The sequence below is a fragment of the Enterobacter sp. Ag1 genome (genome assembly GCA_000277545.1).
Classification (GTDB): domain Bacteria; phylum Pseudomonadota; class Gammaproteobacteria; order Enterobacterales; family Enterobacteriaceae; genus Cedecea.
This window is the reverse complement of sequence record AKXM01000034.1, coordinates 135,030-156,587: the sequence shown is the minus strand read 5'-3', so window position 1 is coordinate 156,587 and position 21,558 is coordinate 135,030. Positions and strand designations below refer to the sequence as shown.

At 58.4% G+C, this 21,558-nt stretch carries 19 protein-coding genes; 15 read left to right on the top strand and 4 right to left on the bottom strand.

The features are described from left to right. The first annotated feature begins 73 nt into the window (after nucleotides 1-73). From A936_RS14460 to A936_RS24085, 13 genes are all read left to right on the top strand, one after another. Nucleotides 74-793: a glutamine amidotransferase gene (locus A936_RS14460; RefSeq protein ID WP_008459063.1), complete on the top strand. Its 720-nt coding sequence runs from the start codon at nucleotides 74-76 to the stop codon at nucleotides 791-793. 135 nt (nucleotides 794-928) lie between these two features. Further along, nucleotides 929-2,527, top strand: coding sequence for an ABC transporter substrate-binding protein (locus A936_RS14455; protein ID WP_008459062.1), 1,599 nt, complete (start codon nucleotides 929-931; stop codon nucleotides 2,525-2,527). Between the two features lie 129 nt (nucleotides 2,528-2,656). Continuing rightward, nucleotides 2,657-2,890 carry a DUF2526 family protein gene (locus A936_RS14450; protein WP_008459060.1) on the top strand — a complete coding sequence of 78 codons (234 nt, stop codon included), beginning with the start codon at nucleotides 2,657-2,659 and terminating at the stop codon, nucleotides 2,888-2,890. A 12-nt stretch (nucleotides 2,891-2,902) separates the two neighbouring features. Then, the gene (locus A936_RS14445) at nucleotides 2,903-3,775 is read left to right on the top strand and encodes an NAD(P)-dependent oxidoreductase (protein WP_008459058.1); all 873 of its coding nucleotides are present in this window, start codon (nucleotides 2,903-2,905) and stop codon (nucleotides 3,773-3,775) included. A gap of 209 nt (nucleotides 3,776-3,984) precedes the next feature. Then, the gene (atzF, locus tag A936_RS14440) at nucleotides 3,985-5,781 is read left to right on the top strand and encodes an allophanate hydrolase (RefSeq protein ID WP_034809313.1); all 1,797 of its coding nucleotides are present in this window, start codon (nucleotides 3,985-3,987) and stop codon (nucleotides 5,779-5,781) included. Nucleotides 5,782-5,792: 11 nt separating this feature from the next. Then, on the top strand, nucleotides 5,793-9,413 hold the full coding sequence (gene uca / locus A936_RS14435) for an urea carboxylase (RefSeq protein WP_008459053.1): 3,621 nt from the start codon (nucleotides 5,793-5,795) through the stop codon (nucleotides 9,411-9,413). Between the two features lie 208 nt (nucleotides 9,414-9,621). Next, entirely contained in the window at nucleotides 9,622-10,302 is a 681-nt protein-coding gene (locus A936_RS14430; protein ID WP_008459051.1) for a GntR family transcriptional regulator, read from the top strand. Between the two features lie 32 nt (nucleotides 10,303-10,334). After that, nucleotides 10,335-11,606, top strand: a complete 1,272-nt coding sequence (urtA, locus tag A936_RS14425; protein WP_008459049.1) for an urea ABC transporter substrate-binding protein — start codon at nucleotides 10,335-10,337, stop codon at nucleotides 11,604-11,606. A 184-nt stretch (nucleotides 11,607-11,790) separates the two neighbouring features. Next, nucleotides 11,791-13,362, top strand: coding sequence for an urea ABC transporter permease subunit UrtB (urtB, locus tag A936_RS14420; protein WP_008459048.1), 1,572 nt, complete (start codon nucleotides 11,791-11,793; stop codon nucleotides 13,360-13,362). Beyond that, on the top strand, nucleotides 13,362-14,435 hold the full coding sequence (gene urtC / locus A936_RS14415; RefSeq protein WP_008459046.1) for an urea ABC transporter permease subunit UrtC: 1,074 nt from the start codon (nucleotides 13,362-13,364) through the stop codon (nucleotides 14,433-14,435). Before urtB ends, urtC begins: the two co-directional genes overlap by 1 nt. Next, nucleotides 14,435-15,232 (top strand): urea ABC transporter ATP-binding protein UrtD, encoded by a 798-nt coding sequence (gene urtD, locus A936_RS14410; RefSeq protein WP_008459044.1) that lies wholly within the window; start codon nucleotides 14,435-14,437, stop codon nucleotides 15,230-15,232. Before urtC ends, urtD begins: the two co-directional genes overlap by 1 nt. A gap of 9 nt (nucleotides 15,233-15,241) precedes the next feature. Beyond that, a complete protein-coding gene (urtE, locus tag A936_RS14405) occupies nucleotides 15,242-15,940 on the top strand; it encodes an urea ABC transporter ATP-binding subunit UrtE (RefSeq protein WP_008459042.1) in 699 nt (232 codons plus the stop codon). Nucleotides 15,941-16,034: 94 nt separating this feature from the next. Further along, entirely contained in the window at nucleotides 16,035-17,213 is a 1,179-nt protein-coding gene (locus tag A936_RS24085; RefSeq protein ID WP_008459039.1) for a GNAT family N-acetyltransferase, read from the top strand. 14 nt (nucleotides 17,214-17,227) lie between these two features. Here A936_RS24085 and A936_RS14395 read toward each other — a convergent pair whose 3' ends face one another. Continuing rightward, entirely contained in the window at nucleotides 17,228-18,439 is a 1,212-nt protein-coding gene (locus A936_RS14395; protein ID WP_157141421.1) for an MFS transporter, read from the bottom strand. Nucleotides 18,440-18,637: 198 nt separating this feature from the next. Here A936_RS14395 and eamA point away from each other — a divergent pair, with 198 nt between their 5' ends. Continuing rightward, nucleotides 18,638-19,540, top strand: coding sequence for an O-acetylserine/cysteine exporter (gene eamA / locus A936_RS14390; protein ID WP_008459035.1), 903 nt, complete (start codon nucleotides 18,638-18,640; stop codon nucleotides 19,538-19,540). Nucleotides 19,541-19,583: 43 nt separating this feature from the next. On the opposite strand, the gene marB is transcribed toward eamA, so the two are convergent. The 3 genes from marB to marR are packed head-to-tail and all read right to left on the bottom strand — an operon-like array spanning nucleotide 19,584 to nucleotide 20,682. Further along, nucleotides 19,584-19,796 (bottom strand): multiple antibiotic resistance regulatory protein MarB, encoded by a 213-nt coding sequence (marB, locus tag A936_RS14385; RefSeq protein WP_008459034.1) that lies wholly within the window; start codon nucleotides 19,794-19,796, stop codon nucleotides 19,584-19,586. A 38-nt stretch (nucleotides 19,797-19,834) separates the two neighbouring features. After that, nucleotides 19,835-20,227 (bottom strand): MDR efflux pump AcrAB transcriptional activator MarA, encoded by a 393-nt coding sequence (gene marA / locus A936_RS14380; RefSeq protein ID WP_008459033.1) that lies wholly within the window; start codon nucleotides 20,225-20,227, stop codon nucleotides 19,835-19,837. Nucleotides 20,228-20,247: 20 nt separating this feature from the next. After that, on the bottom strand, nucleotides 20,248-20,682 hold the full coding sequence (marR, locus tag A936_RS14375; protein WP_008459031.1) for a multiple antibiotic resistance transcriptional regulator MarR: 435 nt from the start codon (nucleotides 20,680-20,682) through the stop codon (nucleotides 20,248-20,250). Nucleotides 20,683-20,869: 187 nt separating this feature from the next. Between marR and A936_RS14370 the strand changes: the two genes are divergently transcribed. Then, a complete protein-coding gene (locus A936_RS14370) occupies nucleotides 20,870-21,538 on the top strand; it encodes a MarC family NAAT transporter (protein WP_008459029.1) in 669 nt (222 codons plus the stop codon). The last annotated feature ends 20 nt before the right edge of the window (nucleotides 21,539-21,558 follow it).

The window sequence follows — 21,558 nt, the reverse complement described above, 5'->3', positions numbered from 1 at the left end:
CTTTTTTATCTGAGACAAGCCGGGTTGCCTGTGCTAATTCTGAAGCCATTATATGGCTGCAGAGGTCCGAAATATGAGTCAAAGATTGCTGGTTTTGGTGGTGCAAATGGGGCGGCCCCCCGAGGAAATTCAGCAAGCCGTAGGGGATCAGCCGGCCTGGTTTGCGCAGGCGCTAAAGCATCCGGATGTCGAACTTAACATCGTCAGGCCGTTTCTGGGCGAGCCTTTGCCCGCGCCAAAAAGCTTTCAGGCGGCGGTGATTTCGGGTTCATGGTCGATGGTGACGGAGCATGAAGCGTGGAGCGAGCGCACGGCGGAATGGGTTAAAACCGTTGTTGCCGCCGGTACGCCGCTATTTGGCGTGTGCTACGGGCATCAATTGATGGCTTACGCGCTCGGCGGGACAGTGGATTATCACCCGCAGGGCAGTGAGGTCGGGCAACTGCCGGTGGCACTGACAGAGGCAGGGCGAGACGATCCGGCGCTGAGTCATCTGCCTGAGTCGTTCCCGGTCTTTTTAAGCCATGCGCAGAGCGTCCTGGCGCTGCCGCCCGGGGCCGTTTGTCTTGCGTCGTCGGCCCACGATCCTCACCAAATCATCCGCTACACGCCCAATGCGCTGTCGGTGCAGTTTCACCCGGAATTCACCGCCACGGTGATGAACAAAATTCTCGCCAGCCGCAGCGAGCAGGCATCGTTACGGCAAGAAAATAAACAGACATTGTCGAACGATGTCAGCGCTACGCCCGGGGCCAGAGCAATTTTGCAGCGTTTTGTTTTGCCTTCGGTCTGAACGCCCGCCTTAACCGCCACAATTGTATAGAAAGGAAGGGTTTGTCATTTGCTTGTCGCTAAGGGCTGTGCTGTTATTACTGTGAGAAATAATAAGTAGCTCAACCATTTGGCAAGCAAATAAAAGGCAAACACTATGTCTAAAGGGAAAACACTGCTCGGCCTGCTGCTGAGTGCGCTCCTCCCGGCAGGAAGCGCGATGGCGGCAGCCAACAGCACGCTGGTTTACTGCTCCGAAGCCTCTCCTGAATCCTTTAACCCGCAAATTGCCAGCTCTGGCCCAAGCTTTGTTGCCAGCTCGCAAACCCTCTACAACCGCCTGATTGATTTCAGCCTGACCGACAACACGCCGGTGCCGTCGCTGGCGACGGAATGGAAAATCAGTCCCGACGGTAAAACCTATACCTTCACCCTGCGCAAGGGCGTGAAGTTCAACAGCAACAAATTCTTTAAGCCAACGCGCGACTTCAACGCCGACGACGTGGTGTTCTCGGTCATGCGCCAGAAAGACGCCAATAACCCGTATCATAAGGTGTCGCAGGCGAACTACGAATACTTCAACGACGTCGGCCTCGACAAGCTCATCGTGGACGTTAAAAAGCTGGATGACTATCACGTCCAGTTTACCCTGAGCGAGCCGAATGCGGCGTTTCTCGCCGACTGGGGCATGGACTTTGCCTCTATTTTGTCTGCGGAGTACGCGGATGCGATGCTGAAAGCCGGTACGCCGGAGCGGGTGGACAACAATCCGATTGGCACCGGGCCTTACGCGCTGCAGGACTACAAAGTGGATTCCGTGATTCGCTACGTCGCCAACCCGAATTACTGGAAAGGCGAAGTCCCGACCAAACACCTGATCTTCTCCATCACCCCGAACGTACAAACCCGGCTGGCGAAGCTGCAGAAAAATGAATGCCAGATTATCCCTGCACCAAGCCCGGTACAGTTCGACGCCATTAAAGCGGACAAAAACCTGGCGCTGCACAGCATTGATGGCCTGAACGTCGGTTACCTGGCGTTCAACACCAGCAAGAAGCCGTTCGATAACGCGCTGGTGCGCCAGGCGCTGAACTATGCGGTGGACAAAAAAGCCATCGTCAACGCCATCTTTATGGGATCCGGCTCGGTAGCTAAATCGCCGATCCCGCCAACCATGCTGGGCTACGACAAGGATCTGAAAGACTACGGGTACGACCCAGAAAAAGCCAAAGCCTTGCTGAAGCAGGCCGGGCTGGAGAAGGGCTTTGATACCGATCTATGGTCTATGCCAGTGCAGCGGCCGTACAACCCGAACTCGCGGCGAATTGCGGAGATGATCCAGAGTGACTGGGCGAAAGTGGGCGTGAAAGCCAAAATAGTCACCTTCGAATGGGGCGAATACCTGTCCGGGATGCGGAAAGGGGAACACTCCTCGGCGCTGTTTGGCTGGATGTCCGACAACGGCGACCCGGATAACTTTGCCGATACCCTGCTGGGCTGCGGCAGCGTTGCCAACGGCTCGAACGTCGCCCGCTGGTGTGACAAAAGCTACGATTCACTGGTACAGAAAGCGAAGCTGACCAGCGACCCGGTCGCCCGCGCGAAGCTCTACGTCCAGGCGCAGGAAATTTACTATCAGCAGGCGCCGTGGATCGCGCTGGCGAACGGTAAAACCTTCTACGCGACCCGCAGCAACGTGAGCGGTTATACCGTTAGCCTCGCCGGGAGTGATTTCTCCAAAGCGAAGCTGGATTAAATTTTATTAACCCTCACCCCGGCCCTCTCCCTGGAAGGGAGGGGGGAATGCGGACGTCAGTGTTTTTATCCCCTCTCCCCGCTGGGGAGAGGGTTAGGGTGAGGGGCAACACATGATAAGGAACATGCCATGACCCATCTCGCAGACGTTATCAGCCGCGTAGACGACGCCATTGCCAAAGACATCATCATTCCGATGAACGAACTACTGATTGAACTCAGCGACGACGCAGCGCTCACGCGGGAAGACCGCTACGCCCAGCAGCAGCGGCTGCGTATCGCCATTGCCCACAAAGGCAATCACCACACAGAAGAAGCCGAAGAACGCCGCGAGCAGTTGACCCGCAGCGGCACCATTCTCTAGCCGGGAGTTATTATGCGTATTGGATTTATCGGGCTGGGCGGTATGGGCCAGCCAATGGCCGAAAACCTACTGAAAGCCGGGCATCAGGTTGCCGTCTGGAACCGCTCTCCGGCACCGGCTGAAGCCATAAAAGCGAAAGGGGCGACGATACACGCCACGCCAGCCGCTTTCACCGACAGCGAAGTGTTGATCACTATGCTGGCCGACGACGACACCAGCCGCCGCGTGGTAATTGAGCAGGGCGCGCTGGAAGCACTGCCGCAGGGCTCAATCTGGATCAACATGGCCACGGTTTCCGTCGCGTTTACCAATGAGATGGCGGAAAAAGCCAGCGCAACCGGGCATCGGTATATTGCCGCGCCGGTACTGGGGCGTGTGGACGTTGCCGCCGCAGGCAATCTCAATATTCTTACCGCCGGGCCAGCGGAGCTGCTGGACGGCGTGCAGCCGATCTTCGATGTGCTGGGGCAAAAAACCTGGCGCTTTGGCGACAGGCCAGAGCAGGCTGCGGCGGTGAAGCTGGCGGCTAACTTTATGCTCGCCAGCGCCATCGAAGCGATGGGGGAATCTTCTGCGTTGGTGGGGGCCTATGATGTGGCCGCCGGGGATTTCCTCGGTATGCTGACCAGCACGCTGTTTGCCGCACCAGCGTATAAAAACTATGGCGCGATGATCGCCGAATCACGCTACAGCCCGGCCGGGTTTACCATGAAGCTGGGGCTGAAAGACGTGCGCCTGGCGCAGCAGGCGGCGGAAAATAAAAATGTGCCAATGGGTTTTGCGGGCGTGTTGCGGGATAACTACCTCGATGCGCTGGCCCACGGCGATGAACATCTTGACTGGGCGGCATTAGCCACCGTTTCCGCACGCCGCAGCGGGAAATAACCTTATCTGGCGGCGAGGATATTACTTTCGTCGCCAGATATATCCCTCTAAATATTCACCCGCACTAAAATAACGCCCCGTCGCGGTGCTTTAAATATAATAAAATCTTATCTATTAATATAAAGCCATTGATAATAAACAAGTAATATAATCTGGCATCGTAATTGCTTTATCTATTCCATCTTGTATACCAGGTGGGATGCCAGCTTATGTCAGTCGCTTTATTGTCGCAGTGGGTAGCCGATTACCAGCCTCAGCCGGAAAGGTTGTCAGACGCTTATCAGCAATTAATGGCCAATATTTCACGCCAGGATAATGCGTGGATTTATATCGCCAGCGAACAGCAAATTAATGAGCAAATAAAGGCTTTATTGCAGGTCATTAAGGCCGGAGACAAAACGCCGGCGGATTTCCCCTTATTTGGCGTGCCGTTTGCGGTCAAAGACAATATAGACGTGGCCGGGATGCCAACCAGCGCCGCCTGCCCGGTGTTTACTTATCATCCCGCTGATGATGCCACGGTGATTGCACGCCTTCGCGCCGCCGGAGCCATTGTGGTGGGCAAAACTAACCTCGATCAGTTTGCGACCGGCCTGGTTGGCACCCGCTCGCCGTATGGCGCGGTGGTGAATAGCTTCAACCCGGACTACGTGAGCGGGGGCTCGAGTTCAGGCTCCGCATCGGTGGTGGCGCGCGGTTTGGTTGGCTTCTCACTGGGAACGGACACCGCAGGCTCCGGGCGCGTACCCGCCGGGTTCAATAACATCGTTGGCTTAAAACCGACCAAAGGCTGGCTATCGACGACGGGCGTAGTTCCGGCCTGCCGCCTCAACGACTGCGTTTCTGTCTTCGCCCACTCGGCGGCGGATGCTGCCCTCGTCGCCAACGTAGCAGGTGGGTACGATCCGCTCGATCCCTACTCCCGAAGCAACCCTCACACCGCCCCGGCTCGCTTTAGCCCGCGTTTGCGCTTTGCCATTCCAGACCGCCTGACCTTCTTCGGCGACAAACTCAGCGACGAGGCCTTTCAGCTGGCGCTGGACAGGTTAATGGCGATGGGCGCGGAGCTGGTGGCGATAGATTTCAGCGATTTCACCCGGCTGGCCGAGCAGCTGTATAACGGCGCGTGGGTGGCCGAGCGCACCGTTGCGGTGAGAGAGACCCTCGAAAAACATCCTGACGCCATGGATCCTACCGTACGTGGGATCGTCGCCAGCGGGCTGAGCTTCACGGCCTGCGATGCCTGGCAGGCGGAATATACCCGCGCCGAGCTTGCCCGCCGTATTCAGCGGCAGCTTGCCGCATTTGATGCCCTTGTGGTGCCGACGTCGCCGACGATTCACACGCTGGCTGAAATGCGCGACGAGCCGGTGGCCTATAACTCGCAGTTTGGCACCTACACCAACTTCACCAACCTGGCTGACCTGAGCGCGCTGGCGCTTCCGGCGGATTTCCGGGCCGATGGTCTGCCAGCAGGAATAACGCTGATCGCACCCGCCTGGCATGATGCCGCGCTCAGCCATTTTGGTGCGCAGTGGCAGGCGCGACTTGATCTGCCCGCCGGAGCAACGTCCCAGAAAGTGCCCGACCAACAGACCATGGCACCTGCCAGCAGCTTCGTGCGCGTCGCTGTTGTGGGGGCTCATCTGCGCGGGATGCCGCTTAACCACCAGCTAACCGGCCGTAACGCCGTTTTCGTAGAAGCAACCCACACGGCAGAAACCTATCGCCTTTACGCCCTGGCCAACACTCAGCCACCGAAACCGGGCCTGGTACGTGCCGCCGAAGGGCTGTCAATCGCCGTTGAGCTGTGGGATATCCCGCTTGCGCGCTTCGGCGAGTTTGTCGCTGAAATTCCCGCGCCGCTGGGTATCGGCACGTTGACCCTGCAGGACGGACGCAGCGTGAAGGGCTTCATTTGTGAACCGTGTGCGACAGAAGGCGCCACGGACATTACCGCATGGGGCGGCTGGAAAGCCTGGCTTGCTCGTCAATCTGGCGCTTGAGGAGAAGGATTATGTTTAGCAAGGTTTTGATTGCCAACCGCGGTGAAATTGCCTGCCGCGCCATTCGCACGCTGAAGAAAATGCACATCACCAGCGTGGCCGTTTATTCCGATGCGGATGCCAGCGCGCAGCACGTGATTGATGCCGATGAGGCGATAGCGCTCGGCGGAGATAAAGCCAGCGACACTTATCTGAATATCGAAAAAATACTGGCGGCGGCAAAAGAGAGCGGCGCGGAGGCGATTTTCCCCGGTTACGGATTCCTTTCCGAACGCGCGGAATTTGCCGAGGCTTGTGAAGCGGCAGGCGTTGTTTTTATCGGGCCAACGGCGCAGCAAATCAGCGATTTTGGCCTGAAACACCGCGCCCGCGAGCTGGCTTCCGGCGTAGATGTGCCGATGACGCCGGGCACCGGGCTGCTGACATCCCTTGCTGAGGCGCAGCTGGCGGCAGAGGAAATCGGCTATCCGGTGATGCTCAAAACCACGGCGGGCGGAGGCGGGATCGGCCTGACCCGCTGCGACAGCGAACCGGCGCTGCTTGAGGCCTGGGAAAGCGTGAAGCGCATGGGCGCGCAGTTTTTCAGCGACGACGGCGTGTTTATCGAACGTTTTGTCGACAAAGCCCGGCACCTGGAAGTGCAGATCTTTGGCGATGGCAGAGGCAAGGTGGTTGCCTTGGGGGAGCGTGATTGCTCGCTGCAGCGCCGCAACCAAAAAGTGGTCGAGGAAACGCCCGCTCCAAATCTGCCGCAGAGCACGCGTGAAGCGCTGCACCGTGCCGCCGTGGCGCTGGGCGAATCCGTTGATTACCGCAGTGCGGGAACCGTGGAGTTTATCTACGACGCAGCGCGGGATGCATTTTACTTCCTGGAGGTGAACACGCGCCTGCAGGTTGAACACCCGGTAACCGAATGCGTCACGGGGCTGGATCTGATCGAATGCATGGTGCGGGTGGCGGCAGGTGCGTCGCCGGACTGGAAAAAAATGGCCGAAGCGCCTCAGGGGGCGGCGATTGAAGTCCGCATTTATGCCGAGGACGCGCTGAAAAACTTCCAGCCTTCGCCGGGCGTATTAACCGATGTTTATTTTCCTGAGGGCGTGCGGGTTGACGGCTGGGTCAGCACCGGCAGCGAAGTCAGCGCGTTCTACGATCCGATGATCGCCAAGATCATCGTTCACGGCGATGACCGCTTGCAGGCGTTAAGTAAACTGAACGAGGCGCTGGCCGCTACCCGCCTGCACGGGATCGCCACCAATCTGGATTATCTGCGCCAGATCGTCCGCCTGCCGGAGTTCAAAGCTGGCGTAATGTGGACGCGGCTGCTGGATAGCGTGAGCTATCGGGCGCAGGCCGTGGAAGTGCTGGAGCCGGGCACCTGGAGCAGCATTCAGGACAGCCCTGGCCGCCTTGGATATTGGGATATCGGCGTGCCGCCGTCCGGGCCGATGGATGATTTTGCCTTCCGTCTGGCGAACCGTATTGTCGGCAACCATCCGTCGGCCGCCGGGCTGGAATTTACCCTGCAGGGGCCGACGCTGCGCTTCCACAGCGAGGCCACCATCGCGCTGACCGGGGCTCCTTGTCCGGCCACGCTGGATGATCAGCCGGTGACTTTCTGGCAGCCCACAGTAGTGAAAGCCGGGCAGATCCTGACGCTGGGCAGGGCGACCAGTGGGTGTCGTACCTATCTGGCAGTGCGTAACGGTTTTGACGTGCCGGTGTATCTCGGCAGTCGTTCCACTTTTGCCCTTGGTCAGTTTGGCGGCCACGCCGGGCGCACGCTGCGGGTGGCCGATGTGCTGGCTATTTCTCAGCCTTGTCTGCCGGCCTGCACGACGCCGGCGCCGATTAGCCTGCCGCAGGCCCCGGAACCGGCGCTGATCCCGCACTATGGCGAGCTGTGGGAGATAGGCGTGCTGTACGGGCCGCACGGCGCACCAGACTTCTTCACGCCGGAGTCGATGGACACCTTTTTCAACGCCGAGTGGCAGGTTCACTACAACTCTAACCGCCTCGGCGTGCGCCTTGTCGGGCCGAAGCCGGAGTGGACCAGGGCCGACGGCGGCGAAGCGGGGCTGCATCCTTCCAACGTGCACGACTGCGAATATGCTATCGGTGCGGTGAACTTTACCGGTGACTTCCCGGTGATCCTGACGCGCGATGGCCCAAGCCTCGGGGGATTTGTCTGCCCGGTGACGATTGCCAAAGCCGAACTGTGGAAAGTCGGGCAGGTGAAGCCGGGCGACCGGATTCGCTTTCACGCCATCAGCTTTGAGCACGCGCAGTCGCTGGAGATTGCCCAGCAGGTGGCGGTGACCAATCTGTGTGCCGGCACAAGCCTGCCGGATCTGCATCCTTCTATTGCGCCAGGCGCGACGACCAGTGCGGCGATTCTGGCGGAAATCCCCGCTCAGGCTGAGCTTCCGGCTGTGGTTTACCGTCAGGCAGGCGACAACTATGTGCTGATTGAATACGGCGATAACGTGCTCGACCTGGCGCTGCGGCTGCGCATTTATCTGCTGATGAAGGCGATTACCCAGGCGGCGCAGGCGGGCATTGAGGAGCTTTCCCCCGGCGTGCGTTCGTTGCAGATCCGCTATGACAGCCAGCGTATTTCCCAGAGCCAGCTGCTCACGCTGCTGCTGGGCATTGAGCAACAGCTGGGCGATGTGACCCAGCTGAAAATTCCTTCACGCATCGTGCATTTACCGCTGGCCTTCGAAGACAGCGCCACGCTGGCGGCGGTGGAGCGTTATCAGCAAACGGTGCGGGAAGACGCGCCGTGGCTGCCGAACAACGTGGACTTTATTCAGCGCACCAACGGGCTGCAAAGCCGTGACGAGGTGAAGCAGATCCTGTTTGACGCCAGCTATCTGGTGCTCGGCCTGGGAGACGTGTATCTCGGCGCACCTTGCGCCGTGCCGCTCGACCCGCGTCACCGGCTGTTGAGTTCGAAGTACAACCCGGCGCGGACGTGGACGGCAGAAGGCACGGTAGGGATCGGCGGGATGTATATGTGCATCTACGGCATGGATTCGCCGGGGGGCTATCAGCTGGTGGGCCGCACGCTGCCGATCTGGAACAAATTTCTCAAAAACGACCAGTTTGGCGACGAGCCGTGGCTGCTCAAGTTCTTCGATCAGGTGCGTTTCTACCCGGTAAGCGAGGAAGCGTTAACTGCGTTCCGCACGGCGTTCCGGGAAGGGCGTGCGCAGGTTGAGATCGAAGAAGTTGAGTTCGATTTTGCCGAATATAGCCGTTTTCTTGCGGACAACGCCGACGATATTGCCAATTTCCGCAGCCGTCAGCAGGCGGCTTTCCTGAGCGAAGTGGCGCACTGGAAAGAGCAGGAAAGCGCGGCGGTGGAGAGCGCGCTGATGGCGGCGGATCTGCCGGAGGAAGAGCAGGCCGGGCAGCTCGTCAGCGCCGACCTGAACGGCAATATCTGGAAGATTCTGGTTGAGCCGGGGCAAAGCGTGAAGCAGGGCGAGCCGCTGCTCGTCGTTGAGGCGATGAAGATGGAGCTGCTGGTTAGCGCCCCGTGCGACGGCAAGGTGGTGCGGATCCAGTGCCAGCAGGGCCGACCAGTGGGGCCTGGGGATGCGCTGCTGTGGCTGGAGGCGGTGTAGAGGAAATTAGCCCCTCACCCTAGCCCTCTCCCCAGAGGGGAGAGGGAATAAAAACAGAGCCCATATCCCGAACGGGGAGAGGGAATAAAAACAGAGAAACACACTCACTTTTTCCCGCTCCCCCAGAAGGGAGAGGATCTTCATTTTTTCTCCCTCTCCCTTCCAGGGAGAGGGCCGGGGTGAGGGTAAAAACAACACGGAAACCACTATGCCAAAGCGACCAGAAGCCGTAGCCGAGCGCATCTACCAGCAGCTTAAAAAGGAAATTTTCGACTTCCTGCTGCTGCCGGGGGACCGCTTTAGCGAAAACGAAATTGCGGAGCGCATGAGCGCCAGCCGCACGCCGGTTCGCCAGGCGCTTTATGCCCTGCAGCAGGAAGGCTATGTCGATGTACAGCCCCGCAGCGGCTGGCAGATCCGCGCCGTGGATTTCGATCATCTCGAAGCGCTTTACGATCTGCGTATCGTTCTGGAGCTGGAGGCGGTGAAGCGCCTTTGCCTGCGGGCAGACTCCGTTTTCCCGCTGTCGCTGCAGGCGCTGAAACAGTTCTGGCTGGATGAACCACCGCTGGCTGAGGGAATGAACGTCGCGCCGCACGACGAGGCTTTTCATATGACGCTGGTCTCTGCGGCGGGCAATCCTGAAATGGCGAGGGTTCACCGGGAGATCACCGAAAAAATTCGCATTGTGCGCAGGTTGGACTTTACTCGCCAGCCGCGCGTCAGCGCGACGTATGCCGAGCATGGGCAGATCCTGCTCGCCGTCCGGGACCGTAACCTTGAGGAGGCCCAAACCCGACTACACGACCATATCGCCGCCAGTCAGAAAGAGGTTCGTCAGATAACGCTTCATATGCTGCACCAGGCCCGGCAATTCAAGCTGAGCTAATCATTTATTGTTTCTTCAGGGGAGTCAGACTTATGCAACGTCGTACCTTTGTTAAAGCTTTCGCGCTTTCCGCTTCGTTTGTCAGCTTCGGGTGGGCCTTCGCCGCCCAGGCGGCGGACACCATCAAAGTCGGGATCATGCACTCGCTGTCGGGCACCATGGCTATCTCAGAAACGCCGCTGAAAGACGTGGCGTTAATGACCATCGACGACATTAATGCGAAGGGCGGCGTGCTGGGGAAAAAACTTGAGCCGGTGGTGGTTGATCCGGCGTCTAACTGGCCGCTGTTCGCTGAAAAAGCCCGCCAGTTGCTGAGCCAGGACAAAGTGGCCGTGGTTTTTGGCTGCTGGACGTCCGTGTCGCGTAAATCCGTGCTGCCGGTCTTTGAGGAGTTGAACGGCCTGCTGTTCTACCCTGTGCAGTACGAAGGGGAAGAGATGTCGCCGAACGTGTTTTATACAGGGGCGGCACCTAACCAGCAGGCGATCCCGGCGGTGGAATACCTGATGAGCGAAGACGGCGGGGCGGCTAAACGCTTCTTCCTGCTGGGCACGGACTACGTTTATCCGCGCACTACCAACAAGATCCTGCGCGCCTTCCTGCACTCTAAGGGCATCCAGGACAAAGATATCGAAGAGGTCTACACGCCGTTTGGCCATAGCGACTACCAGACCATCGTGGCCAATATCAAAAAATTCTCCGCTGGCGGTAAAACGGCGGTGATCTCCACCATCAACGGCGACTCCAACGTACCGTTCTACAAAGAGCTGGCGAACCAGGGCCTGAAGGCGACCGACGTGCCGGTGGTGGCTTTCTCCGTGGGTGAGGAAGAGCTGCGCGGCATCGACACTAAACCGCTGGTGGGTAACCTCGCGGCCTGGAACTACTTCGAGTCCGTCGATAACCCGACCAACAAACAGTTTGTCAGCGAGTGGAAGGCCTACGCCAAAGCCCACAACCTGCCGAACGCCAATACCGTGGTCACTAACGATCCGATGGAAGCGACTTACGTCGGCATTCATATGTGGGCGCAGGCCGTAGAGAAAGCGGGGACGACTGACGTGGATAAAGTCCGCGCGGCGATGGCCGGACAGACCTTTAAAGCGCCGTCCGGTTTTACCCTGACGATGGACGCCACCAACCACCATCTGCACAAGCCGGTGATGATCGGCGAGATCGAAAGCAACGGCCAGTTCAACGTGGTGTGGCAGACGGATAAGCCGGTGCGCGCCCAGCCGTGGAGCCCGTTTATTCCCGGGAATGATAAGAAATCGGATCTGCCGGTGAAGACTGCCAGCAACTGATGTTCGACCTTCGGCGCATTAACCCTCACCCCGGCCCTCTCCCTGGAAGGGAGAGGGAGAAAGAGGGAAAGCCCTCTCTGAAAAGGAGCTGGGGAAATCTTTTATTCCCTCTCCCCTTTGGGGAAAGGGTTAGGGTGAGGGGCTGGCCGAGGGGCATCAGGGTAAAACCATTCAGGAGAACGCCATGACATTAGCAACACTGGCCCGGCTGCTGCTGGTTGTGGCCGCAATATTGCCGGGACTAGCCGCCGCCGGGGATGCAGAAACGTTTGCGGCGGCAAACCGCACGGCGCAGGCTGACCTGCTGCAAAGCTGGACGCTGGCGCCCGATCCCGCTCGTTTACCGCTGCTCAATGCGCTGCAGCAGGAAACGCTGGTCACCGACGGGCATTCGGCTTTCAACCAGACCGGAGCCGTGCTGACGCCGTTGGGCGACGAAGCCCAACCGCAGGGCGAAACCAAAAAACTCCGACTGACCAACCGGCTGCGCGTTTTGGTCGCCGGAGCGCTGGCCAGCCATCAATTGATAAGTGACAACGTCACCGCTCGTTTAAACGCCGCGAAAGCTTTGCAGAAAGAGGCGCCGCCGGAGCTGCTGCCCGTTTTACAGAAGCGGATGAGCGCAGAAAAAGAGCAAAGCGTACGTGATGCGCTGACGCTGGCCGCCGCCCGCCTTGAGCTAGCCAGCCCGCAGGCCGCCGTGCGCCTGGAGGCGGTTAAGCTGCTCGGCAAGTCCAGCGACCCGGATACCGAAGCGTTACTCAAACCTTTAACCGATGCTGGCGCAGAGACGGATGCCAGCGTGCGCCAGGCCGCCGCTGACGGGCTGCATCAAATCGAACGCCGGCAGATGCTGGGGGATATTCTCGGCCAGGCGTTTATGGGGCTTTCTCTGGGGTCGATTTTGCTGCTGGCCGCGCTGGGGCTGGCGATCACCTATGGCCTGCTGGGCGTGATCAATATGGCGCACGGCGAAATGCTGATGCTGGGCGCGTACTCGGCGTGGGGCGTTCAGGCTGCTTTCCAGCAGTTTGCCCCGGCATGGCTGGCGCTTTATCCCCTGGTTGCGCTGCCGGTGGCTTTTGCGATCACCGCCGGGATTGGCATGGCGCTTGAACGCACGATTATCCGCCATTTGTATGGCCGCCCGCTGGAAACGCTGCTGGCGACATGGGGTATCAGCCTGATGCTGATTCAGATCGTGCGCATGCTGTTTGGGGCGCAGAACGTGGAAGTGGCTAACCCGGCCTGGCTGTCCGGTGGGCTGCAGGTGCTGCCGAACCTGATCCTACCGTGGAACCGCCTGGTGGTGCTGGGCTTTGTGCTACTGGTGCTGCTGTTTACCTGGCTGCTGCTGAATAAAACGCGGCTGGGCATGAACGTGCGAGCCGTGACGCAAAACCGCGCGATGGCGGCCTGCTGCGGTGTTTCGACCGGGCGCGTGGATATGCTCGCGTTCGGGCTTGGCTCCGGCATTGCCGGGTTGGGGGGCGTGGCGCTTTCTCAGCTGGGTAACGTCGGCCCCGAGCTCGGCCAGGGCTATATCATCGACTCCTTCCTGGTGGTGGTGCTGGGCGGCGTCGGGCAGCTTGCCGGGAGCGTGGCGGCGGCGTTCGGGTTGGGCATCTTCAACAAGATCCTCGAACCGCAAATCGGCGCGGTGCTGGGCAAAATTTTGATTCTGGTGCTGATTGTACTGTTCATTCAGAAGCGGCCACAGGGGCTGTTTGCGCTCAAAGGGAGGGTCATTGACTGATGAGTATGCCGCTGACTTTAACGCTCGGACGTAAAGCCCCGCGCCTGACTTTGGTGTTGGGGATGCTGCTGGTGGTTTTGCTGCTGACGCTGCCGTTTCTGGCGCTGTTGCCTGCCAGTAATCCGTTCAGCCTGTCGACCTACACCCTGACGCTGATCGGCAAAATCCTTTGTTATGCCATCGTCGCGGTGGCACTGGATCTGGTCTGGGGCTATGCCGGGTTGCTTTCCCTCGGGCACGGTCTGTTTTTCGCTCTCGGCGGCTACGCCATGGGCATGTACCTGATGCGCCAGGCCGCCGGTGACGGGCTGCCCGGCTTTATGTCGTTTCTCTCCTGGAACGAGCTGCCGTGGTACTGGTCCGGCACACAGTACTTCGCCTGGGCGCTGCTGCTGGCGATGGCGGCCCCGGGGCTGCTGGCGTTTGTGTTCGGCTATTTCGCCTTTCGCTCAAAGATTAAGGGCGTGTACTTCTCGATCATGACGCAGGCGTTGACCTATGCGGGGATGCTGCTGTTTTTCCGCAATGAAACCGGCTTTGGCGGCAATAACGGGTTTACCGGCTTCACCACTCTGCTGGGGATGCCCGTTACAGCGGTCGGGACGCGTATCGGGCTGTTTATCGCTACCGTGCTGCTTTTAGTGGCGAGCATTGGCCTCGGCTTCTGGCTGGCGCGCAGCAAGTTTGGTCGCATTCTGACGGCGGTGCGCGATGCGGAAAACCGCCTGACGTACTGCGGGTATGATCCCCGGGGCTTCAAGCTGCTGGTGTGGACGCTTTCTGCGGTGCTGTGCGGCTTGGCCGGGGCGCTGTACGTGCCGCAGGTGGGCATCATTAACCCGGGCGAAATGTCGCCGACCAACTCTATTGAGGCCGCTATCTGGGTGGCGCTGGGCGGGCGCGGCACGCTGATTGGCCCGGTGCTGGGCGCGGGGCTGGTGAACGGGGCGAAAAGCTACTTCACCATGGCGGTGCCGGAGTACTGGCAGCTGTTCCTTGGCCTGATTTTTATTCTGGTGACGCTGTTTTTACCGCGCGGGGTGATTGGCCTGCTGCGCAAAGGAGAGAAATGATGCAGCCTGCTGAATCTCTGTTTACCCGCCAGTACGCCACGGATCGCTTTCGCGAACAGACCGACCCGGTGCTGGCGCTGGAAAATATCAACGTTAACTTCGATGGGTTTCAGGCGTTAACCAACCTGTCGCTGAACATCGGCGTGGGGGAGCTGCGCTGCGTGATTGGGCCGAACGGTGCAGGAAAAACCACGCTGATGGACGTGATCACCGGCAAGACCAAACCCCAAAGCGGCAAGGCCTTTTACGATCAGTCCATCGACCTGATGCGGCTGGAACCCATTGAAATCGCCCGGCGGGGCATTGGCCGTAAATTTCAAAAGCCCACGGTATTCGAGGCGCTGACGGTCTTCGAGAACCTGGAGATCGCCCAGAAAAACGAGAAGTCGGTATGGGCAAGCCTGCGGGCAAAACTCAGCGGCGAACAGCGCGACCGCATTGATGACATGCTGGTGACGCTGCGGCTGACCGGGGAGCGCCATCGCCGGGCCGGGCTGTTGTCCCACGGGCAAAAGCAGTTCCTCGAAATCGGCATGTTACTGGTCCAGGAGCCGCATTTGCTGCTGCTGGACGAGCCTGCGGCGGGCATGACCGACGCCGAAACCGAATACACGGCGGAGCTGTTTCGCAGCCTGGCGGGGAAACATTCGCTGATGGTGGTTGAGCACGATATGGGTTTTGTGGAAACCATTGCCGACCACGTTACCGTGCTGCATCAGGGGCAGGTGCTGGCGGAAGGTTCCCTGCGCGAAGTGCAGGCGAATGAGCAGGTTATTGAGGTCTACCTTGGCCGTTAAGGAGCAAATATGCTGCAGGTGAATGAGCTTAACCAGTATTACGGCGGCAGCCATATTCTGCGCGGCGTCAGTTTTGAGGTACGCGTGGGGGAAGTGACCTGCCTGCTCGGGCGTAACGGCGTGGGGAAAACCACGCTGCTGAAAAGCCTGATGGGGCTGGTGCCGGTGAAAGGCGGCAGCGTTAGCTGGCAGGGGAAAACCATCACCCAGCGCAAACCACACCAGCGTGTTCAGGCAGGTATTGCCTACGTGCCGCAGGGGCGGGAAATCTTTCCGCGGCTGACGGTGGAAGAAAACCTGCTGATGGGGCTGTCGCGCTTTTCCGGGCGCGAGGCAAAGGCCGTCCCGGACGAGATTTACCAGCTCTTTCCGGTACTAAAAGAGATGAAGCTCAGACGGGGCGGCGATCTCTCCGGCGGGCAGCAGCAACAGCTGGCGATTGGCCGCGCCCTGGCCTGTAAGCCACAGCTGCTGATTCTGGATGAACCGACGGAAGGGATCCAGCCGTCGATCATCAAAGAGATCGGCCAGGTGATTCGCCACCTCGCCGGGCGTGGGGATATGGCAATTCTGCTGGTGGAACAGTTTTACGATTTTGCCGCAGAGCTTGCGGACCAGTATCTGGTGATGTCGCGCGGGGAGATAGTCCAGCGCGGGCACGGCAGCGCCATGGAACAGGAAGGCGTCCGGGGGCTGGTGGCGATATAAGTGGTCTGCCAAAAAATACCGATTGTGGTACTTTTGGCTGAACCTCTGTGCGCCTATAGTTTTCGACATTCACCATCGAATTCCAGAGGTTAGCATGTCTTTTACCGTCAACAGTTTCCAACAGCCGATTGGCTTATCTCTTCCTGACTGGCAGCGCCGCCCGCTGCCGGAACGCGTCACGTTAAACGGACAGTTTTGCCGCCTCGAGCCATTAAGTGCGGCTCGGCACGGGGCGCAGCTTTGGCAGGCCTGGGGGCAGGCTGAAGATGCGCGAGGCTGGACTTATCTCAGCGTTGGACCGTTCGATACCGAAGCCGACTTTATGCAGTACATTGCCGGGGCAGAAACAAGCGCCGATCCTTTTCATTTTGCCGTGGTGGATACCGCCAGCGGCCAGGCGCTGGGCACGCTGTCGCTGATGCGCCTTGACCCTGCGAACGGCAGTATTGAAGTCGGCTTTGTGGTGTTTTCGCCGTTGCTGCAGCGTACCGCTCTGGCCACGGAAGCCCACTTTTTGCTGATGAAGTATGCGTTTGAAACGCTGGGCTACCGCCGCTATGAGTGGAAGTGCGACAGCCTGAACGGGCCATCTCGCCGCGCGGCGCTGCGTCTGGGCTTCCGTTTTGAAGGTGTGTTCCGCCAGATGGGCATCTACAAAGGGCGTACCCGCGATACGGCGTGGTTCTCTATCACCGATGGCGAGTGGCCGCTGGTGAAAAGCGCGTTTGAACGCTGGCTTGCCGCGGACAATATGCCTCACGGCGAACAGCGTGTTGGGTTGGCGGCTATTCGCGACGCACTTAGCCGCCAGAAAAGTGAACCCGCTCGGCAGGTGAATGTCCGCCTGCTAACGGCGGGCGACCGGGCGCAGTGGCAGGCGCTCTGGCAGGGCTATCTGACCTTTTATGATGCCCAAATCAGTGACAGTGTCACCGATTTGACCTGGGAACGTATGCTGGATGCGCAGGAGCCGCTGTGGGGATTCGGGGCTTTTGACGACCAGGGCACTATGCTTGGTTTCACTCACTTTCTCTATCACCGCAGTACCTGGTCAGCAACCAACTACTGCTACCTGGAAGATCTGTTTGCGACGCCGCAGGCGAGGGGCAAAGGCGTTGGTCGGGCGCTAATTGAAGCGGTACGCCAGCATGCTGCAGCCAACAGCAGTTCGCGCCTGTACTGGCATACCCATGAAACCAACGCCACTGCGCAGACGCTGTATGACAAAGTGGCGAAGAAATCCGGCTTTATCAAATACGAAAAAGACGTGTAATCACGAGCGCCTCGTCAGGCCGTTATGGGCTGGCGGGGCGGCGTATTCATGCCGATCACGATGGCGTAGTAAGCCAGTACAATTGTCGCCATCAGTACCACGAACAGCATGTAAGGCGGCAGCCAGCTCAATAACAGCCCGGTGACCAGCGGGTTGCAGGCTCCACCAAGCCAGCCGAGCTGCTGGGCGGCAAAGTAGCTTGATTTCAGCCCCGACGGCGCGATGTTGTCGACAAGCATGTATTCCCCGGGCGCGTAGATCAGCTCCCCAATGGTAAACACCAGCGAAGACAAGCCCCACAGCCACAGATTAGTGCCAGAAATCATAAAGCCGCCGAGGCCGCAGACGAAAAATAGCGTGCCGTAGAACATCATCTTTTTGATGTTATCGGGACGAATGTTTTTACCCAGGAAGTACTGGAAAACGACAACCACAATGGCGTTGACCGACAGCACGACGCTGACCACCTTTTCCGCCAGCCCGGTATCGCCGATAACAATCGCATATTGCGACAGGCAGCCGGCGAACGCGCCGTAAACCATCGAGCCTAAAAATGCCGAGGTCGTGAACCACATCAGCTGTTTGTCGCGCAGCATCATACGCGGCGACGGCAGCACCTTGTCTTCCACTTCCGTAGCGCGGCTGCTCACCGGCTGGCTTTGTACGTAACGGGCAATCATCAGAATCGGCAGCAAAGCGGTCATGGCGGAGAGCCAGAACGGCAGATTGGTGCTGTACATCACCACGAAGGTGCCTATCGGCGGGCCAACCGTCCAGCCAACGTTGACGAAGGTGTAGTTGAGGGAGAAGATTTTGGGCTTCAGGCTGATGTCCAGCGTTTCGGAAAACCAGGCTTTCACCACCACGGAGAACACGGTGTAAGAGCAGTTGATAATCGAGTAAAACAGCACCACCAGCCCGGCGTTGTGCACCAGCGGGATAACCGCAAAACCGCCGAGGAAGATGACGATAGCCAGCAGCATCGCTTTTTTCTTATCAAATTTATCCGCAAGGATGCCAAACCACAGGCTGAAGATCACCCCGGCCACCAGTGCGACGGTAATCGCCAGGCCGATATCCGTCAGCGCCATCTGGTATTCGCGCGAAAGATAAATGGTCATAAATGGCAGCGTCAGACCTCGCCCGATAGTCAGCAGCAGCGAAGAAATAAGTAACACAGTTGTTGCAAGTTGTTTGCCTGCAAACAGATTTCTGAGGGCGGTCATGGCGGCCTGTTTAGTCATCGTGAGGTAAGAGAACAAGAAAGATTTATCACGAAAAATCAGCCTGGTATAGCAACCAAGTCTGACATAAGCACGATACATCACATCTGTACTCCTGACAAAAAGTGGGATCTGTATCTATTTACTCAGGGGGATAAGGTTTATTTTTTTACAAATCGATAATAAATACAGGGCGGGACAATGACGCGTAAAGATGGATTGCTGGCATTGCTGGTGGTGGTGATTTGGGGCGTGAATTTTGTGGTGATTAAGCTGGGGCTGCACAATATGCCGCCGCTGATGCTGGCGGGGCTGCGCTTTTTGCTGGTGGCGTTTCCGGCGCTGCTGTTTGTGGCCCGGCCAAAGCTGCCGTTCCGGCTGCTGGCGGGCTATGCGCTGACCATCAGCTTCGGGCAGTTTGCCTTCCTGTTTACCGCGATCAAGTTTGGCATGCCCGCCGGGCTGGCTTCACTGGTGCTGCAGTCTCAGGCGTTTTTCACCATTATTCTGGGAACGTTTTTCTTTGGCGAGCGGCTGCAGGCTAAGCAGCTGGCCGGGATCACCCTGGCGGTCTTCGGCGTGCTGGTGCTGATTAAGGGCAGTTTCGAAGGCCAGCACGTCGCGCTGCTCGGCTTTATGCTGACGCTGGCGGCGGGCATGAGCTGGGCGTTCGGCAATATCTTTAACAAGATGATCATGCAGCATGAACAGCGCCCGGCGATCATGTCGCTGATTGTCTGGAGTGCGCTGATCCCGGTGCTGCCGTTTTTTGCGGCAAGCTGGCTGCTGGATGGCCCGGCAACGATGCGGCAAAGCCTGGTGAACATCGATACAACGACCATTCTGTCGCTGATCTACCTGGCGTTTATCTCTACCATTGTGGGCTACGGGATCTGGGGCACGCTGCTGGGGCGCTATGAAACCTGGCGCGTAGCTCCACTGTCGCTGCTGGTGCCTGTGGTGGGTATGGCCAGCGCGGCGTTGCTGCTCGGTGAAAAGCTGACGGTAATGCAGTTGCTGGGCGCGATGCTGATTATGGGCGGGCTGTATATCAACGTTTTTGGTCTGCGTTTTGGCCGGTCGGTGAAGCGGGCCTCATCCTGATATTCGCGGCACCCGCCCAGCATCGGGCGGGTCAGCCTTTATCTTACGAACGTGAATGACCGTGGTAGTACGGGGAGCCCAGCTCTTCTGAACGTTCAGCTGCCGTTTGCTGCGGGCCTTTAGACAGTTGACTGCCGGAGCAGGTGATCATGTTGCCGTAGTTGGCCTGGGTGGCGTTGAAGCTGCCGGACTGCTCCGCAAGAGCGTTGGTTGATGCCAGCGCCAGAAGGAGCGCGGCTGCGGAGATGACTTTCATATTTCCTCGGTTACGTCTGTAAATCGGACGGTGATGCGTTAGTTACACAAACTGCAATACTGGTTGTACGGGTGCAGATACTTGCCTTCGCCAGCGAGACGGGTTACGCGGTACTTGTGCGGCGGCACCGAGAAGTAGTTCTTGAAGGTGCGGGTTAACGTCTGCTGCGATTCAAAACCGTAGCGCTCGGCCAGATAAAGGATCGGTTCGTTGCTCTCTTTAAGCTTCAGGGCGATTTCGGTCAGCTTACGGTTGCGGATGTACTGGCCCATTGAGTGGCCGGTTTCTTTTTTAAACATCCGCTGCAGATGCCACTTGGAGTAGCCTGAGCGCTGAGAAACCTTCTCCAGCGAGAGCGGGGTTTCCAGGTTCTCTTCAATCCACCCCAAAATGCTTTGAATTGTGACCGCATCATTGTTGCGTCTGGACATCGTTTCACCTCTTTGCAGGTTTACGGCAATACCTTTTTCAACAGGCGATAAAGCGTATCGACTTCGTCGTCCGTAAGGTTTTTAGTGAGTTCTTTATGGAGGCTAAGCCCCACCAGGTTTCGGCATTCTTCACACAGCGCCACGCCTTCCGGCGTCAGCCTGATCAGAACGCCGCGCTTATCGTTGGGGTTCGGCAAACGCTCGACCCAGCCTTTGCACAGCAGGCGGTCCAGCATTCGGGTTAACGCACCGAGGTCAACGGAAAGCACTTTTTTCAGCTCGACTGGGGTAATACACACTTCATAGTGAATGGAGCACAGCACCTTAAACTGGGTCGCGGTGATATCCAGCGGGGAGAGCGAATCGTTTAACAGGCGATCTTTATGCTGATTCACCATGTGGATCAATCGCCCGAGGGGGATCATTTCGTTAAACAGATCACAGGTGCTTTTCACTATGTTTGCCCAGGCAAGTAGATTAGTCACGGCAGATACTATTGCCGAGGCAAGTATAAGTCAACGTGATGATTCAGCCGATGCCACGAAAAGCTAAAACGCTTCAACAGCGGTCAGTAAACTGCGGGCTGCTATAGTCTAACCTGCGCTATAGCTGTTCAATAAAGGACAAAAAAAGGATAAAAATATGATGGATTTACTCAGGGCTATCGGCCTTGGCCTTGTGGTACTGCTGCCGCTGGCGAACCCGCTCACCACCGTGGCACTGTTCCTTGGGCTTTCCGGGGACATGAACAGCCGGCAGCGCAATCGCACGGCGCTCATAGCTTCGGTGAATGTGTTCGCCATCATGATGGTGGCGTATTACGCCGGGCAGGTGGTGATGAACACCTTCGGGATTTCGATTCCCGGGCTGCGTATTGCCGGGGGCTTGATCGTCGCCTTTATCGGCTTCCGTATGCTGTTCCCGCAGCAGAAAGCACATGAATCCCCGGAGGCGAGAAGCAAGTCGGAAGAGTTAAGCGAAGAGCCGGAAGCCAATATCGCTTTTGTGCCGCTGGCGATGCCGAGCACGGCAGGGCCGGGCACCATCGCGATGATTATCAGCTCCGCGTCTACGGTGCGGGCGGGCTCTGACTTCCCGAGCTGGGTCATTACCGTTGCGCCACCGCTGATTTTCCTGGCCGTGGGCGTGATTCTTTGGGCCAGCCTGCGAAGCTCCGGTGCGATTATGCGTCTGGTGGGTAAAAGCGGCATTGAAGCGATTTCCCGCCTGATGGGCTTCCTGCTGGTATGTATGGGCGTGCAGTTTATTATTAACGGCGTGCTGGAAATTATTAAAACTTATCCCGCCTGATTTGAGCGTGATGGAAAAAA

Excerpts from the sequence above, each read along its gene's own strand:
- A936_RS14455 (WP_008459062.1), top strand. The coding sequence starts at position 929 with ATGTCTAAAGGGAAAACACTGCTCGGCCTGCTGCTGAGTGCGCTCCTC.
- A936_RS14445 (WP_008459058.1), top strand. The coding sequence starts at position 2,903 with ATGCGTATTGGATTTATCGGGCTGGGCGGTATGGGCCAGCCAATGGCC.
- marA (WP_008459033.1), bottom strand. The coding sequence starts at position 20,227 with ATGTCCAGACGCAACAATGATGCGGTCACAATTCAAAGCATTTTGGGG.
- A936_RS24085 (WP_008459039.1), top strand. The coding sequence starts at position 16,035 with ATGTCTTTTACCGTCAACAGTTTCCAACAGCCGATTGGCTTATCTCTT.
- A936_RS14370 (WP_008459029.1), top strand. The coding sequence starts at position 20,870 with ATGATGGATTTACTCAGGGCTATCGGCCTTGGCCTTGTGGTACTGCTG.
- urtB (WP_008459048.1), top strand. The coding sequence starts at position 11,791 with ATGACATTAGCAACACTGGCCCGGCTGCTGCTGGTTGTGGCCGCAATA.
- marB (WP_008459034.1), bottom strand. The coding sequence starts at position 19,796 with ATGAAAGTCATCTCCGCAGCCGCGCTCCTTCTGGCGCTGGCATCAACC.
- A936_RS14430 (WP_008459051.1), top strand. The coding sequence starts at position 9,622 with ATGCCAAAGCGACCAGAAGCCGTAGCCGAGCGCATCTACCAGCAGCTT.
- A936_RS14395 (WP_157141421.1), bottom strand. The coding sequence starts at position 18,439 with ATGACCGCCCTCAGAAATCTGTTTGCAGGCAAACAACTTGCAACAACT.
- urtC (WP_008459046.1), top strand. The coding sequence starts at position 13,362 with ATGAGTATGCCGCTGACTTTAACGCTCGGACGTAAAGCCCCGCGCCTG.
- urtD (WP_008459044.1), top strand. The coding sequence starts at position 14,435 with ATGCAGCCTGCTGAATCTCTGTTTACCCGCCAGTACGCCACGGATCGC.
- urtE (WP_008459042.1), top strand. The coding sequence starts at position 15,242 with ATGCTGCAGGTGAATGAGCTTAACCAGTATTACGGCGGCAGCCATATT.
- atzF (WP_034809313.1), top strand. The coding sequence starts at position 3,985 with ATGTCAGTCGCTTTATTGTCGCAGTGGGTAGCCGATTACCAGCCTCAG.
- A936_RS14450 (WP_008459060.1), top strand. The coding sequence starts at position 2,657 with ATGACCCATCTCGCAGACGTTATCAGCCGCGTAGACGACGCCATTGCC.
- eamA (WP_008459035.1), top strand. The coding sequence starts at position 18,638 with ATGACGCGTAAAGATGGATTGCTGGCATTGCTGGTGGTGGTGATTTGG.
- A936_RS14460 (WP_008459063.1), top strand. The coding sequence starts at position 74 with ATGAGTCAAAGATTGCTGGTTTTGGTGGTGCAAATGGGGCGGCCCCCC.
- uca (WP_008459053.1), top strand. The coding sequence starts at position 5,793 with ATGTTTAGCAAGGTTTTGATTGCCAACCGCGGTGAAATTGCCTGCCGC.
- urtA (WP_008459049.1), top strand. The coding sequence starts at position 10,335 with ATGCAACGTCGTACCTTTGTTAAAGCTTTCGCGCTTTCCGCTTCGTTT.